This is a genomic window from Streptomyces sp. So13.3 (assembly GCF_005860785.2).
Taxonomy (GTDB): Bacteria; Actinomycetota; Actinomycetes; order Streptomycetales; family Streptomycetaceae; genus Actinacidiphila; species Actinacidiphila fildesensis.
Window position 1 is genome coordinate 9,330,596 of the sequence record NZ_CP048835.1, and the last position, 15,617, is coordinate 9,346,212.

9 protein-coding genes and 2 pseudogenes are annotated in these 15,617 nt (G+C 67.8%); 6 read left to right on the plus strand and 5 right to left on the minus strand.

Features of this window, described 5'->3' with window-relative positions; all coding sequences use genetic code 11:
* Nucleotides 1–19: 19 nt before the first annotated feature.
* A pseudogene (locus tag C8250_RS41735) lies at nt 20–439 on the minus strand (transposase); the annotation flags it as partial.
* A gap of 569 nt (nt 440–1,008) precedes the next feature.
* Here C8250_RS41735 and C8250_RS41740 point away from each other — a divergent pair.
* Complete coding sequence (locus C8250_RS41740) at nt 1,009–3,036, plus strand: AAA family ATPase (RefSeq protein WP_187145202.1); 2,028 nt, start codon at nt 1,009–1,011, stop codon at nt 3,034–3,036.
* 374 nt (nt 3,037–3,410) lie between these two features.
* Here the strand turns inward: C8250_RS41740 and C8250_RS41745 are convergent, their stop codons facing one another.
* The 3 genes from C8250_RS41745 to C8250_RS41755 form a co-directional block, all read right to left on the minus strand.
* Nucleotides 3,411–4,325, minus strand: coding sequence for a glutaminase (locus C8250_RS41745; protein ID WP_244809737.1), 915 nt, complete (start codon nt 4,323–4,325; stop codon nt 3,411–3,413).
* A 335-nt stretch (nt 4,326–4,660) separates the two neighbouring features.
* Nucleotides 4,661–4,987: a nuclear transport factor 2 family protein gene (locus tag C8250_RS44255; protein ID WP_138355351.1), complete on the minus strand. Its 327-nt coding sequence runs from the start codon at nt 4,985–4,987 to the stop codon at nt 4,661–4,663.
* 514 nt (nt 4,988–5,501) lie between these two features.
* Entirely contained in the window at nt 5,502–6,353 is an 852-nt protein-coding gene (locus tag C8250_RS41755) for a LysR family transcriptional regulator (RefSeq protein WP_138355352.1), read from the minus strand.
* A 95-nt stretch (nt 6,354–6,448) separates the two neighbouring features.
* Here C8250_RS41755 and C8250_RS41760 point away from each other — a divergent pair, with 95 nt between their 5' ends.
* The 3 genes and pseudogenes from C8250_RS41760 (at nt 6,449) to C8250_RS41770 (ending at nt 9,155) form a co-directional block, all read left to right on the plus strand.
* Nucleotides 6,449–7,180, plus strand: coding sequence for an SDR family oxidoreductase (locus tag C8250_RS41760; protein ID WP_138355353.1), 732 nt, complete (start codon nt 6,449–6,451; stop codon nt 7,178–7,180).
* Between the two features lie 393 nt (nt 7,181–7,573).
* A pseudogene (locus tag C8250_RS41765) lies at nt 7,574–7,878 on the plus strand (IS982 family transposase); the annotation flags it as partial.
* Nucleotides 7,879–8,276: 398 nt separating this feature from the next.
* Complete coding sequence (locus C8250_RS41770) at nt 8,277–9,155, plus strand: GNAT family N-acetyltransferase (RefSeq protein WP_138355354.1); 879 nt, start codon at nt 8,277–8,279, stop codon at nt 9,153–9,155.
* Nucleotides 9,156–9,590: 435 nt separating this feature from the next.
* Here the strand turns inward: C8250_RS41770 and C8250_RS41775 are convergent, their stop codons facing one another.
* Nucleotides 9,591–12,023 carry a CBM35 domain-containing protein gene (locus C8250_RS41775; protein ID WP_138355355.1) on the minus strand — a complete coding sequence of 811 codons (2,433 nt, stop codon included), beginning with the start codon at nt 12,021–12,023 and terminating at the stop codon, nt 9,591–9,593.
* An 814-nt stretch (nt 12,024–12,837) separates the two neighbouring features.
* On the opposite strand from C8250_RS41775, the gene C8250_RS41780 reads away from it, so the two are divergent.
* Both C8250_RS41780 and C8250_RS41785 read left to right on the plus strand, forming a co-directional pair.
* On the plus strand, nt 12,838–14,196 hold the full coding sequence (locus tag C8250_RS41780; RefSeq protein WP_187145204.1) for a CBM35 domain-containing protein: 1,359 nt from the start codon (nt 12,838–12,840) through the stop codon (nt 14,194–14,196).
* A gap of 214 nt (nt 14,197–14,410) precedes the next feature.
* Nucleotides 14,411–15,607 (plus strand): glycoside hydrolase family 75 protein, encoded by a 1,197-nt coding sequence (locus C8250_RS41785; protein WP_187145205.1) that lies wholly within the window; start codon nt 14,411–14,413, stop codon nt 15,605–15,607.
* The last annotated feature ends 10 nt before the right edge of the window (nt 15,608–15,617 follow it).

The following is a 15,617-nucleotide window of genomic DNA, read 5'->3' on the forward strand; positions in this document are numbered from 1 at the left end:
CTCAAGCTGGTCGAAGATGTCCAACGATCATCTCCAGTTCGGCGACGGTCTCGTCGGACGGTGCCAGGTCGCGCAGCGTGTGCGGCATTGTGCGTGCGGCGTCCGCGATGATCGCCGCGTCGCGGGCATCGGTCTTGGCCTCGGCAGGGTAGAGGTCGACGATTCTTCGCATCGTCAGGCCGGGCAGGTAGGCGACGCGGCAGCCTGTGTCGCGGGCCACGGCCAGGGGCAGGGCGCCGATCGAGGCGGGCTGGCCGACCACCACCAGCAGGGAGCCGTGCTTGGCCTGCAGCTTGGCGAAGGTCTCGCGCAGTTTGGGCTCGGTATTGGGCGGCCGCTTGTCGAGGACCCGTTTGCCGACCGGGGTCAGGGCGGTGGCATGGTGTTCGCCCTTGCCCACGTGCAGGCCGAGGTAGACGTCGATGTCACCCGTGTCGATCACGCGTACTCTCCACGGCGGTCGTACCCTTCCCGGCCTCACCTGCGGCATCAGCGTGCCGGCATCCACGTTACGAAGAGCCTGCCTTACCCCGGGAGATATCGGCGCTCGTGCCCGTAATCCGCGTCCTGTCGGTGCGGAGAGATTGGTGATGCCGCACCACCGCTCGAGAAGGGCCTCGACATAGGCAGTGATGCGTTCGGACGGAGGCACCTCGACCTCATCGCCGAGATAGCGCTCGCACAGGTCCCTGAAGGTCCGGCGGGCACTCTTGTCGTCCGCCGGCCGATTCTCGAGTGCGGCAAAACATCGCCGGCACCCAAGGGCTGGCTCGCGATAAGGCAGGCGAGCAGCGGGAGCGCAATTAGCGATATGCGGAACGGTGGAATGCATGGTTCGCCATAGGGTCAGCCGTCATGGATTCAGTCGTAGGGCCATGGGTTGCCAAGTAAGTCAAGACTTATCTTTAGAGAGCTTTGACCGTATGGTGTGGCTCGAATCGAAGGAGCCCCCTGTTGTCGAAACTGAACGATTCCGCTGTGCGTGCGGTTGACTTGGAGCGGGATTATGTGTCCTCGTTGTATGAGTTGCTCACCGAGCGGCTTTCCGAGGCGCGAGTACGCCGAGCGAGTGTGCTGAAGGCCCCGGCGGAAAGCGCCGGTGAGGCATACGAGAGGGAAATCGCCGCCGAGCGTCTGGCCAAGGAAATCGGCCGGCTGGAGGGTTCCGAAAAGGGGCTGGTCTTCGGGCGCATCGACTGGACGGATGGCACGGTCCTGCGCATCGGACGGATCGGACTGCATACGGAGGAGGATGATCTGCCTCTGCTCGTGGACTGGCGCGCGAACGCGGCGCGGCCCTTCTACGAGGCGACACCGGTCCACCCGATGGACCTGCGGCGGCGCCGGCACCTGCGCCTCGAGGAGCGCACGGTCGTCTCGGTGAGTGACGAACTGCTGGACGGAACCGCCCCGACCGACGAGGACGTCGTGGGGGACGGCCCGTTGGCCGAGGCTCTGTCGGCACGGCGTACGGGCAGGATGCACGCGGCCGTCGCGACGCTGCAGGCCGAGCAGGACGAGATCGTCCGCTCCGCCCACCGCGGGGTGACCGTGGTGCAGGGCGGGCCCGGCACCGGCAAGACGGTGGTCGCCCTGCACCGGGCGGCCTATGTCCTGTACGCGTTTCCGCGCGCCGCGGAGGAGGGTGTCCTCGTGGTGGGCCCGAACGCCCGGTTCCTCGACTACATCTCCCAGGTCCTTCCCTCGCTCGGAGAGAACGACGTCGTTCTGGCGACCTGCCGGGAACTGGCCGGAGTGTCCACGGACACGGTGGACTCGTTCGATACGGCGCGTCTCAAGGGCGGCTCCGACCTCGCCGACGCCTTGGCCGGCCTGCTGCGTGTCCACCAAGCCCTCGCCGGTGACTTCACCGTGCGGGTCGGACGGGAACGGGTTCACCTGTCCGGCGAGGAAGTCGCCACCGCACGTGACGCCGCGGTGGCAGCCGCACCGGGGCACAACCCCGCGCGCCAGGTGTTCAGGGAGCTCTTGGTCGACGCCGTCACCGACGCGATGCAACGAGACATGGGCGGCCTCCTGGAGCAGATCGACGCCGATGCCGTCAGGATGACGGGCCTGGACCTCGACCGGTTCACGGGAGCTGCCCAGCGCCGTGCCGAAGGTGCGGCCGACCCGGGTCCGGTCCACGAGCTGGACCTGGACGCCATCCGAGCCGATCTCCTCGACGACGCCGGCGTCGACCGAGCGGTCGAGGTGTTGTGGCCGCGGCTGGTACCCGGTGACCTCGTGAAGGCGCTCCTGGCGAACGCCGGCGCTCTCGCCGAGCGCCTGCCCCGCCTGACCGCGCAGGAGCGGTCCCTTCTGCTGCGCGGTCCGGACGACCCGTGGACCGATGCCGATGTGCCGTTGCTGGACGAGGCGGCGAGCCTGGTCGACGGCCCTCCCGAGCGGACGTACGGGCACGTCGTCGTCGACGAGGCGCAGGAACTGACCGCCATGCAGTGGCGGATGATCGTCCGCCGCTGCCCGGCCAGGGCGATGACGCTGGTGGGTGACTTCGCCCAGGCAGGCCCGGTCGCGACAGCACGCGACTGGAAGGGAGCACTGAGCCCCCACGTCGGACCGCGGTTCAAACAGCACAACCTGACCGTCAGCTACCGCACCACGCAGGAGATCCTGGAGAGCGTCCGGGACCTGCTCACGCGGATCGCTCCGGACCAGAAGCCCACACGGTCACTGCGAAGCGGTGAGCGCCCTCGCACCGTGACCACCCCTCCGGACGAGGTGGTCGCCACCGTCGTTCAGGAACTCCGCGCCCAGAGCACCGCGCACCCGGGCGAGCTTCTGGGAGTGATCTGCGCGGACACCAGGGTGAGCGAGCTGACGGCCCAGGGCATCGCTCACCACGCACGCATCGTGCCGGCGTCCGAAGCACGCGGCCTGGAATTCGACGGGGTCGTCGTCATGAACCCCGAGGAAATCATCACGGCCCGCCCCGGTGGGGAAAGGGACTTGTACGTAGCCCTGACCCGGGCCACCAAGCGCCTCTGCACCATCACCGTCCAGCCCGCCTGACGACTCGGCGGTTCGCGGGGTACAGCTCGGTCAGCCCGAGAGGAGGTCGCCTGTGGTGCCGGGGTGGGTCGGCCAGCGTGGGCCGGTGGTGAGCTGACTTCCCCTCTACCTCCGTCTTTCCCGATGTTGTGAGTTATGTGCTGGGGGAGCGGTTGGGAGGCGTTTGGACTCCCGCCGGATGCGTGTTGGGGTGAGCTTGTTCGCCTCCGCCGGCTACTCCCACGGCTGTCGAAGGTCGGCGACCGGTGGCCGCTCGCCTGCGCGGGGGTGAGCGTGTCTCGGCCCTGGGGCCCCGTGACGGGACGCGGCCGGTGGTAGCTGCGCACCGCAGGCCCGGGAGGGGCGACTTCGGCGCTGATCCCGGGCCGCTTTGGTCAGAAGATGGACCAGCCGGTGGCGGTGGTGAAGTGGTCGAGTGCGGTCATGGCCGCTACCGAGTTGCCGGCCGGGTCCAGGCGCGGGCCCCGGACGCAGATCGCGGCTCGGCCTGGGACGATGGCGAGCATCCCGCCGCCGACGCCGCTTTTCGCGGGCAGCCCGACCCGGTAGGCGAACTCTCCGGCCTCGTCGTAGGTGCCGCAGGTGAGCATTACCGCGTTGATCCGTTTGGCCTGTGAGCGGGTGAGTCGTCGCGTTCCGTCCGCGGCCAGTCCGTGTCGCGCCAGCATCCGCCCGACCAGGGCGAGGTCGCGGCAGCTGGCGCTGATCGAGCAGTGCGCGATGTAGTGGTCGAGGACGACGGGCACCTCGTTGCGCAGGTTGCCGTAGCTCTTGATGAGGTGGCCCAGCGCCGCGTTGCGGTCTATGGTCTGCGCCTCCGAGGCGGCGACCAGCGGATCGACGGCGATGGCGGGGTTGCCGGACTCGGTGCGCAGGAGGTCGAGGACCGCGCCCGAGGCGTCGCCGGTCAGGGCCTGCAGCCGGTCGGTGACGACGAGCGCGCCGGCGTTCATGAACGGGTTGCGGGGCTTGCCGTGGTCGGACTCCAGTTGGAACAGGGAGTTGAAGCGGGTACCGGATGGCTCCAGCCCGACGCCTTGCCAGAGCGTGTCATCCCCGTGGGACAGGGCCAGGAGCAGGGTGAAGAGCTTGGAGATCGACTGGATCGAGAAGGGTTGCTCCCAATCGCCGACGTGGTAGAGCTCGCCCTGGACCGTGGCGATGGCCATGCCGAACGCCTCGGGGTCGGCGGCGGCGAGCGCCGGAATGTAGTCGGCGACCTCGCCCTGACCGGCGGTGGCGCGGGCGGCGCGCTGGCACTCGTTGAGCAGTTCTTGCAGGTCCTCCACGGCGTCATCCTGCCACGACGGACCGCGGCCGATCTCGGGGGGATCCGGCGTTCGCGTTCGGCGCCGCTGTCCCCAGCGGCCGAGACGGTGTCGGCGTCAAGGACCGGCGGGGCGTGGGCGAACCGGAGGTCAGCCGGTTTGGCCTGACGGTCAGCGCCGAGCGTAGGGCATCGCTCGACGCCCTGACGACCCTTGGCCTCGACTGCGTGGCAGACCTCGCTGTAGATGTCGTCCGGTGGGTCTGCCTGGGGGCCCGAGGGCCCTTGCTTTTCCCGCCCCTGCAAAAGCGCTCCTGGCGATCTGCAGGGTAGACACGTCCAGGAGGTGTCCGGCAGTCAGCCGAGGAAGTCGACGTGGTCGATCAGGCCGTCGCGGACCCGGTAGGCGACCAGCACGCGGAGGGGGTCCTGCGTGATGCCGTGGGCGATCTCGTGGTCCACCACCCAGTCGCCCTCGGTGAGTCGGCCGACGATCTCGGCCCGGCAGCGGCCCTTGGCGAACATGTCGGCGTACGCCTCCCGCACGGCGTCGCGCCCGAGCAGGCGGTCGCCGCTGCGGCGGTTGATGCAGACGTCGGGGGCGTACGTCGCCGCGAAGGCTTCGAGGTCATGGCAGTTGTAGGCGGCGAGCTGGCGTTCGACGATGGTCTCTGGGGTGGTCACCAGTTGATCATGCAGAGTGTTCCCTTGCTCGTCCAGGGGAGACCAGACCGGGACTACCTGCCGATCGGCACATTCCCACCTCGAACGACCTTCCGTTCGGCATCTGCCTGCAGCCACCGTACGGTCTGCACCTCTTCGCCACCCGCCCACTCGACCTGACCACGCGTACACCCCCGGAGGGCTTCCAAAGCCGACCACTTGGTTGCCGTGACCTGATCTGGCGGGGGTTCCTCTCCAACGAACACGTCGCGGACAAATCTGGCGGTTTGCGCCCGACATGCCGTGCTCCCCGCCCGCGTGCGGATGGACCCGGAACACTCGTCCCGGTCGCCTCGCCGTCGAGCTGCTCCCCACCCGCGCGGGGATGGAACCCCTAGATGAATGATGCGAAGGGGTGAAGGGTCGAGATGGATGTCACCTGGTCGCGCAGACCGGCACCAGCCGCGTGCACCCACCGCGATCTGCCGACTGAGCCGGGCCACGATGGGTGGAGCCTGGCCGGGGCGAGTGGGAGCTACTGGAGACGTGTCGCAGTCCGGATGAGGTCGGCGACGGCTCTGGACCGGCTGTGCGGTGGCCAGGCGATCACGGTGGTGACCGTCGGCGCGTCCAGCACGGGCACGGCGGCGAGGTCACCGTGCAGTTGGGCTCGGCACGAATCCGGTGAGACGGCACAGGCACGGCCGAGCGCGACGAGCTGCAACAACTGCGCATGGTCGCGGACCTGCGGGCCGGGGCCGGGCGGGTAGGTGCCGTCGGGGTCGGGCCAGCGGGGGAGGGGCAGGCCCGGCAGCCCGGTGATGTCGGCCATGTGCACATGGGCCCGGGCGGTGAGCGGATGCCCGGCCGGCAGGACCACAACCTGACTCTCCGTGCTGAGCTCTTCGGTGTGGAATCCAGCCGTCGAGTCGAACGGCCGGTGCAGCAGCGCCACGTCGGCCCGGCCGTCGCGCAGGAGTCGTTCCTGCTCGGCCGGACCGCACAGGATGACGTCGACGGGGACCGCGCCGGGTTCGGCGGCGTACGCGTCGAGCAGTCTCGCCAGCAGTTCCCTGGACGCGCTGGCCTTCGTGACCAGGACCAGGCCGGGGCGGCCGGTCACGGAAAGGGCGGCGCGGCGGGTCCGACGCTCGGCGGCCTCGACCGCGTCGAGAGCCGCCCGGCCCTCGACCAACAGCACCGATCCGGCCTCGGTCAGCGTGACAGTGCGACTGGTCCGATCCAACAGCACTGCCCCGAGCCGGCGTTCGAGCCGCTGGATCGCCCGTGACAACGGTGGCTGCGCGATCCCGAGCCGCTGCGCGGCCTGCCCGAAGTGCAGCTCTTCAGCGACGGCGACGAAATACCGCAGTTCCCGGGTCTCCATCCGGCCACGCTATCCCGGATCAATACCCTGACGGTATCGTTGCGCACCCGATCGGTCTTGGACTTCCGCCGAGGCCCGAAGGCAGCATCGTCCCTATGACTGAACGGAAGATCGCGCTGGTCACCGGCGCGAACAAGGGAATCGGCTACGAGATCGCCGCAGGCCTGGGCACCCTCGGCTGGAGCGTCGGCGTCGGCGCTCGCGACGACCAGCGCCGAAGCGCCGCGGTGGAGAAACTGCGCGCCGCTGGCATCGACGCGTTCGCCGTACCGCTGGACGTGACCGACGACGCGAGCGCGACCGCCGCCGCACGGCTGATCGACGAACAGGCCGGACGCCTCGACGTGCTCGTCAACAACGCCGCCATCGCAGGCGACATGCCACAGGAGCCCACCCGGATCGACCCCGCCACCATCCACACGGTCGTGGACACCAACGTGATCGGCGTCATCCGCGTCACCAACGCGATGCTGCCGCTGCTGCGCCGCTCCGCCGCACCACGGATCGTGAACATGTCCAGCAGCGTCGGCTCCCTCACCCGGCAGTCAGGACCCGCCGCCGAGCAGACGGTAGGTCCGGTGTCCGCGGCGTACGCGCCGTCGAAGACCTTCCTGAACGCCGTCACCCTCCAATACGCCCGGGAGCTGGGCGGTACGAACATTCTGATCAACACCGGCTGCCCCGGCTACGTCGCCACCGACCTCAACGGCTTCCGCGGCGTGCGCACCCCCGAACAGGGCGCGGCGATCGCCATCAAACTCGCGACCCTGCCCGACGACGGCCCCACCGGACAGTTCTTCGACGACGCCGGAGTCGTGCCCTGGTGATGTGCACGGCGGCCATCACCCGCCATGCTGATGCCGCTGCGCCCACGCATCTCGAAGAGATCCGTGGTGGCCGTCCCTGCCAACGCTCCGGTGCCCGGGGCAACGCCCCGCACCGTTACCGCCTCCAACAATCGTGACCCGGGGATCCGAATCGCAAGACCTCACTGCTGTTCACCAATCCTCCGACCCGCCGAATCTCCATGCGCTCGGTGACAACCGGGCCGAAAACTCGGAGCAGGTGCCCACAAGGTCGACCATCTGCCGACAAGTGGCGCGATGGCTGTGCCACCGAAGCCCAGGTCGGCCCGCAGAATTGGTGACACCTATCTTGGCAAGTCACAGAAGGGCTCGCCGGCACGCATGACATGAAGCGAGGGAGTCCAAAGGTCGGTTGTGACGCCAGACCTGGACTCCCTCGCGACCGCGCTCTACGTGAAGTCCGACGACCTGCTGAAGGAATCGCCGTACCTGGCGCCGTGGCGCCTGTCGTCGGGCTCCCGCCCCGGCTCACGGATGCCGAGCTGGTCACCCTCGCGGTGATGCAGGCCATGCTGGGCTGCACCTCCGAACGCCGCTGGATCCGCCACGCCCAGGCCCACCTGCGGTACCTGTTCCCCTACCTGCCCGGACAGTCCGGCTACAACCGGCGCCTGCGCAAGGTCACCGACCTGATCGCCCAGGTCAACCGCCTCGTCGCAACGGGTGCGGATTGCTGGGAGTGACTTCGTAGGTCAAGCAGTGAGTTGGTAGCGGGCCTGGTGGTTGCGCTGGTTCTCTTGGCCCAGAGGGTAGGTCCAGTAGCGGTCGAAGTCGCCGCTGGCGAGCAGTGCGCGGTGTCTCAGGACGGCTTCGGCGCCGGCCAGCTACGAAGCAACCGTGCTGGTCGCGGCCATCAATGAGTGGCTGTGGCCTCACGGCCGCACCAGCCTTCAGTTAACCCATTGCCGAGGAACCGATAGGCCAGCTAAGTTCTCCCAGCCGTCCATGCTGATCCGGACAGGCTCTGTCGACGAGGAGGTGTGGAGCACATGCGCAGGAGTGCCCAGCAGTTGAGCCCGCGTACTGACCATTGCCACCTCCTCACGACGGAGACACCTTGTCGTTTCGCATCACCCCACTGACCGACCCCGCTCACGGGGCGCACAGCCGACGCCTTGCATGGCTGGCGTCCGACGCCGATTCCATCCCCGTCGGGACGGCCTATCTGCGTCTGTTCGATGGCGGACAAGAGCACCTGGCCGAACTGACCCTCCACGTCCATCCCGTGGAGCGCCGCAAGGGCGTCGGCTCCCAGCTCCTGGACACGGCCGTGGCCGCCGCCCGGGACAACGCCCGGCGCTGCGTCAGCGCGCAGGCCCAGGCCGGATCGCCCGGCGATCACTTCCTGCCGGCCCGCGGCTTCCGTAGGGTGCTCACCTTGAGGTTCGCCCGCTTGCCACTGGCCGACGTGGACGCCATCGCCCTCGCCGAGATCATCGAGCGTCCGCATCCCGGCTACCGGCTGGCGTCGTGGCAGGGTACCGTCCCCGACGACCTCGCCCAGGCGTTTGCCGCCTCACACCGGGCCATGGACGACATGCCCATGGAGGACACCGACCACGGCATCGTGGCCTGGGACGTGGACCGGGTCCGGGCTGCGGCGAAGGCCGTTGAAGAGCGCGGCGACCAGTTGCACACGGTTGTCGCCATCGACACTGCGGACGGCTCGATCGCCGGATTCACCGAACTCGTCGTCCCCGGCAATGGCACGGGTGATGGCCAGCACTACGGTACCGGCGTACTGCCCGAGCACCGCGGACACGGACTCGGCCGATGGATGAAGGCCGAGTCGATCCGACAAGCCCACGGGCGCTATCCAGACCTCGGCGGCCTCCTGACCGACACTGCCGACAGCAACACGCACATGAGACACATCAGCGACAGCCTCGGCTACGTTCCCACACACACGACACTCCAGTACCAGCTCGACCTGTAGAGGCGAGCGGACGGGCCGGACCTGGGCATCACCTCGTCCGGCCCGTCCCCCATTGCGGCTCGGTCCGCGATTGATGGTGGGTGTAGCTCCGTCTCGGGGGTAGCTGATCCGGGGTGTTGCAACGACCGTTGACGAGCCACCGTCGGGCAGTACCGGTACCGGTATGGGCTCCACCGGCCAGGTCGCCAACACCGGCGACCTGGCCGACCGCGCCGGTAGGCGGGGGTAGGAACCTGGTCATTGGGGGAGTCCTCATCGCGGTGCCTCCCCTGCGCGAAGCCCGCACGCCTGGCCGGCAGGCCAACGCGATCTCGTCGTCCTGCCCGCACATGCGTTGCGACCGCCGCCCTCGGCGTCACACTGTCGGAGCCGCCGTCGGCACCAGCCGCACGCCTCGGAAACGGTCCCTGGGCGCGGGCCTGGGGCGTTCGCGGATCAGATGACGATGCGGTCCAGGTTGGGGCCGGTGCCCGCCGTGTTGATGATGGCGATGGAGTTGGTGCCGGCCTTCAGGGGTACCTGGACCCTCAGGGTGACGACGGTGTTGTAGTCCGGCGTTGCCGGGAAGTTCACTGTCTGGGTCGCGCCGTTGACGGTCACGGTCGCGGTGTGGACGCTGCCGACGCTCATGAAGTAGATGGTCATCGGGTAGGTGCCGGCGGCGGGTGCGGTCACCGAGTAGGTGCTGCTGCCCAGGAAGCTGATCTTCTTACCGCCGGAGCAGTGTGCACAGTTGGTGACCGTGGTGCCGGTGCCCAGGGTCGCCTTCTCCGCCTCGTAGGACTTGCCGGGGGAAGGGGTGGTCGTCGGCGTCGTGGTCGGTGTATCCGTGGGCGTGGGCGTGTCCGTCGGGGTCGGGGTGGGCGTGCCTGTGGGTGGGATCACCGGGCCCACTGTCTTGAGGAAGAGCGACTGACCGGTGTCGGTCCGGGACGCGTCGACGCCGTGGCCGCCGGTGTAGTCCTTCTGCTCGTTCTTTGCCCAGTCGGCGATCGGCGTGCCGCCCACGTCGAGCGGGTGGTAGGCGCCGCCGGACGGGCCGGCCACGCCGAACTGGTAGATCGTGTTCTTCAGCGGGTAGTACGGCTGGTACGGACCGCCGGTGGACAGCTGCTTGGTCATCGTGTTGTCGAAGAAGACGTTCTGAGGTCCGGTTGCACCCGACCACTTGACGCCCTTCTGACCTGCGGTCCAGTAGATCGGGTACCAGTTCGAGGTGTCGGGTGTCGTGTTGGCGCCGCCGTCGTCACCGCAGTTGGACTGGCAGTTGCCGGCGCGGTGGTCGTACGGCACGGCCTGCGTGTTGAGCTCGATCAGGTTCCGGCGCTCGTACCCGCCGTGCAGGTTGAAGTCGGAGTCGATGTCGTTGCCGATCGCCACGTTGTCCGACGCCGACCACTGGAACGTAAAGTGCCGCAGGTTGCGGGTGACGTTGTTGGCGTAGAGCGAGTCCCAGACCCGTGAGCCGCGGAAGTAGCCCCGGCCGCCGGCGCCCTTGTTCCACGAACCGTCCAGGAAGTTGTCCTGGATCTGAACGTTCTTGGCCTCTTCGGTGACGATCGGGTGCGAGCCGGTCATGTAGGTCCGGACCCCCCGGACCCAGTCGTTCACCGCCCACTTGAGAACGACGCCGTTCATCTCGGCGTGCGGGTCCATGTTGCCGTAGTTCTGGACCGAGGCGGCCTGGTTGAGGTTCGACATCGGCTGGGTCATGTAGAAGTTCTCCAGGCCGACTCCGACGACCGGCTCGACCAGCGGCGATGCCTTGCTGGCGTAGACGGCGCCGTCTATCGGTGCTGAGCCGTCGGAGGTGGAGTCGATCGGCATGTCGTACTCGAGCTGCTTGTCGACCGTGACCGTGTGGTTGGTGGCGTCGACCGCGCTGATCGTGAAGATCTGCTGCCGCATCTGCAGGTTCTCTTCGGGGAACGTCGCGCTGACCGCGTCCATCGACTGGTAGAACTTCTGTGAGTTGGCGGCCATCATATTCACGAATCCGCCGACCTTGAAACTGGTCATCTTGGCGCTGGTCGCCAGGTAGACGACCGTGTCGCCCTGCCGAGCGGCGAACGTGGTCTCGCCCGGCTTGGCCCGCAGTTTGGCGCCGGCCTTCCATTGCTGGTTGATGGAGCCGAGGAAGATCTCCTTGCGGTTCGCCGGCGCGGCGTTGTACTCCGCCTGGTAGGAGGGGTCGACCGTACGGGAACTGACCCGGAACAGGCCGGTGCCGGGCCACGCCCAGCCCATCTTGCCGTCGCCCGAGGTCATGTTGTCGCCGTCGGAGTCAGTGCCGTCCGAGGTGAGGGTGTCGTACAGAGTGTTGGCATCCGGCCGGTACTCGAAGGACGTACCGGTCGTCGGATCGCTGCCGGCGCCCCGCAGGATGGTGTAGTTGGCGTCCACTGCGATCTGGTGGGAGACGTTGAGGACGCCGGCCGGGAACGAGATCAGCGACAGCTTGGTGTACGAGCCGGTCGGCGAACACGTGCTCTTCAGCTTGTCGATCGCGGCCTGGATGCCGTTCGTATCATCCTTGCTGTCACTCGGCACCACACCGTAGCCGGACGCCAGTTGGGACGGTGTGATCTGGCAGGACGTCGACGGGTTGATCTCGGAGGCGCCGGGCAGTGGCTGGCCGCCGAGGTAACCGGCTTTACTCCAGTCGGGCATGCCCGGCAGCGGGGCGCGGCGGTTGGCAGCCGACAGGTCGAGTGCCCGCTGCACGGGCACGGGGGTGACGCCGGGGGGCACGGCGGATGCACCGGCGGTGCCGGCAGTGACGCCGGTCCAGCCGGCCGCCGCGACGCCGGCGGCCAACAGGGCCAGGGTTCCGCCGAATGCTAGTCGGCGTTTTCTGTTCGATGGCATGGGGGCGTCCCAACGCGAGGGGGCGGAAGTAGGGGTCGGGCACCGCACGGCTGGATGCGGTGCCAGGCGCGCGGGCGGGCTGTTTCGACAGCTGCGGGACCGGCGTGTCGAGGTGGGTCCCGCCGTGTCCCGGCGGCTGAAGCAGGGGTGGAGCCGCCCGTGCCACGTGCCGATCGACCGCGCAAACGCGAGCGCCTGATGGATGGTAAGGAAACTTTCCTAACTGGTATGTCGCCCAGAGTCTTCCCGGGCCCTGCGGTAGTCAAGAGGTTGAACATATTTCATCCACATGAACGCCTTCCCTCCGAAGCAACCGCCTCGGCCGTGGATGCGGATTCCGTCGGCGGTTCCACGCGGAATGCCGGGCGTCCGCCGATGTTGATGCGAGGCGGGAGGCCGAGCGCCTCGGTGAGGCGTCGAAACGCCCATGAAGGCAGTTGCTCGTCCGCCCCGGTCCACCCCCGGGACGCAGTGGCGGTTAATTATTAGGAAACTTTCCTTCCCAACTTCTTGACGAGCGCTGCCCGGGAGGGATTGACTGCGCGCCGCGGGGTCAACTCCACAACACCCGGCCCCGCGCCGTTTCCTCCCCACTCGTCAGCTCGACTCAGCTCAAGGTGCTCTCCCGAGCTGCGTCCGCAAGCCCAACGGTTCCGTCGAGGCACCAGATATCGCAGCTCCCCCTCGCCGGGACACCGTGCTCCGTCGGCTCTCTCGGAGCATCCGCACGGCACACGTTCCGGTCCCGCGACGCCGGCCGGGAGCCCGACCCCCTTGGGGGATGCCCCGTCTCGACCTCACCTGGAGGACATCCGTGACATGGTCACGACTCACCAAGGGGCTTATCGCCACCGCGCTGCCGGTGGCAGCGGTGGCCATGGGCATCAACGCGACCGCCAACGCCGGCCCCCAGGCGATGAGCACGTTCCCGGCCCACTACGCCGCGCCCTACCTGGAGCTCGCCGGCGACACAGCCGGCGACATGGCAGCTGACATGAGGGCTACAGGGCTGAAGAGCTACACCCTGGCCTTCCTGATTCCCAAGTCCGGTTGTACTCCGCAGTGGGAGGCCGGCAACAGCGCACTGGGCGCCTTCACCTCCCAGGTCAACGACCTCAAGGCCGCCGGCGGCAACGTCATCATCTCCTTCGGCGGCGCCGAGGGCGGGGAACTGGCGCAGACCTGCACCTCGGTCTCCTCACTGACCGCCGCCTACGCCAACGTCGCCAGCACTTACGGCATCACCCGCCTCGACTTCGACATCGAAGGCAGCACCCTGGGCAACACCGCGGTCAACACCCGCCGCAACCAGGCCCTGGCCGCCCTCCAGGCCCAAAACCCCAACATCGAGGTCGACTACACCCTGGCCGTGGACCCCTCCGGCCTCGAATCCGACACCCTCAACCTCCTCAAGGACGCCAAGGGCAAGGGCGTCAAGATCAACCTCGTCAACATCATGACCATGGACTTCGGCGACGGCGAGAACGCCCTCAACGACTCCCTGTCCGCAGCCAAGGGCACCGCCGCACAACTCGCAAGCCTCTACGGCATCACCACCGCACAGGCATACGGACGCATGGGCCTCACCCCCATCGCCGGCAAGAACGACGACAACGAGAACTTCACCCAGGCCGACGCCGCCACGCTGGAAGCCTTCGCTGCCACCAACGGCGTCCAGGAACTGTCCTTCTGGGAAGTCCACAGTTACGACAAGGCCAGCGGCTACGCCTACTCCCGGATCTTCAACAAGATCACCGGTGGCGGCACGCCGCCGACCGACCCGCCGACTGACCCGCCGGCCGGTGGGAACGGCTCGTACGAGGCTGAGGCGTCGACTCTGGCCGGTGGCACGACGATCACCAGCTGCGCGCACTGCTCGGGTGGGAAGAAGCTCAGCTACCTGGGCAGCGGTGGCACCGCGACGTTCAACAACGTCGCCGAGTCGGCTGCGGGTAGCTACACGATGAGTGTCTCCTTCATGAGTGTCGGCCAGTCCCGCTCCGCGGTCGTGACCGTCAACGGCGTCAACCAGACCGTCAGTTTCGCGGCGACACCCGACTACAACACTGTGGTCACCAAGGACGTCACCGTCCAGCTCAAGGCCGGAAACAACACCATCAAGTTCTCCAACCCCTCCGCCGGGGCACCCAACCTCGACCGCATCGTCGTCTGACAGCTCTACGGGAGCCGGCGCCAGGATCACCACCGCGGCCGGCGCAGGATCCATGCGAGGACCGACTCAGCTCAAGATCGCGAGTCGGTTGTCCCTCGGAAGTATCGATCTGGCATAGCCGATTGATGAGGCGAGGCAAATGCGCGACGAGAGTCGCACATGCATTGACTCGTCAAGAGGCTTTGCTGCCAAACAATGGAGGTCCCACACCGCCATGTCATCGATCCGTACGCGCCTCGTTGTGGCAGCCGCCGCAGCCACCGCGCTCACCATCCCCCTTGTCGTCGGCCATGCCGACGCCGCCACGACATCCGCAACGGTCAAGGCGGCCCCGGCTGCCGCACCGGCCGCGACCTCCTACACCGCCGCCCAGGTGCTGGCCGGCATCCAGCAGAACTCGACGGCCGCCAACAAGGTCAACACCAAGCCTCACATCAACACCATGACCCACTCCGACGTGAACGTCTTCCAGGTCGCGCCGGGAATCTACACCTACAGCTCCGGCATGGCCATCGACACCGACGGCAGTGACCCCGACCCCGACCCCGACCACCAGGGCGAGACGACCTGGGAGGACAGCAACGGCCAGGCACTGGGCGCCCACAAGGTCCCCTTCTACGTCCTCGGCGACGACTGCTGGGACCGCAAGACCCCCTGTCCGCACTTCTACTTCAAGGAACACGGCATGTCAGGGCGTCAGTTCGCGCTGATGTTCTACAACGGCAAGGTCATCGGATCGATCTTCGGCGACACCCAGACCGCCAACGGCCAGGACACCTCCGACAACGACTCCCGTGAACTCGGCGAGGCGTCCGTCAAGGCAGCCCAGCTGCTCGGCATACCCAGCAGCGGCACCACCGGTGGCGTCGACAACGGCGTGACCCTGGCGATGTTCTCGGGTCCGTCCTGGGTCGTCAATGGCACCAACGCCAACCTCAACACCAACGCCCAGGCCCTGGTCCAAAAGGCCCTGGACACCCTCGGCTCCAGCATGAACGGCGGCACGCCGCCGACCGACCCGCCGACTGACCCGCCGGCCGGTGGGAACGGCTCGTACGAGGCTGAGGCGTCGACTCTGGCCGGTGGCACGACGATCACCAGCTGCGCGCACTGCTCGGGTGGGAAGAAGCTCAGCTACCTGGGCAGCGGTGGCACCGCGACGTTCAACAACGTGGCCAAGTCGGCTGCGGGTAGCTACACGATGAGTGTCTCCTTCATGAGTGTCGGCCAGTCCCGCTCCGCGGTCGTGACCGTCAACGGCGTCAACCAGACCGTCAGTTTCGCGGCGACACCCGACTACAACACTGTGGTCACCAAGGACGTCACCGTCCAGCTCAAGGCCGGAAACAACACCATCAAGTTCTCCAACCCCTCCGCCGGGGCACCCAACCTCGACCGCATAGTCGTCTGAGGACCCACTG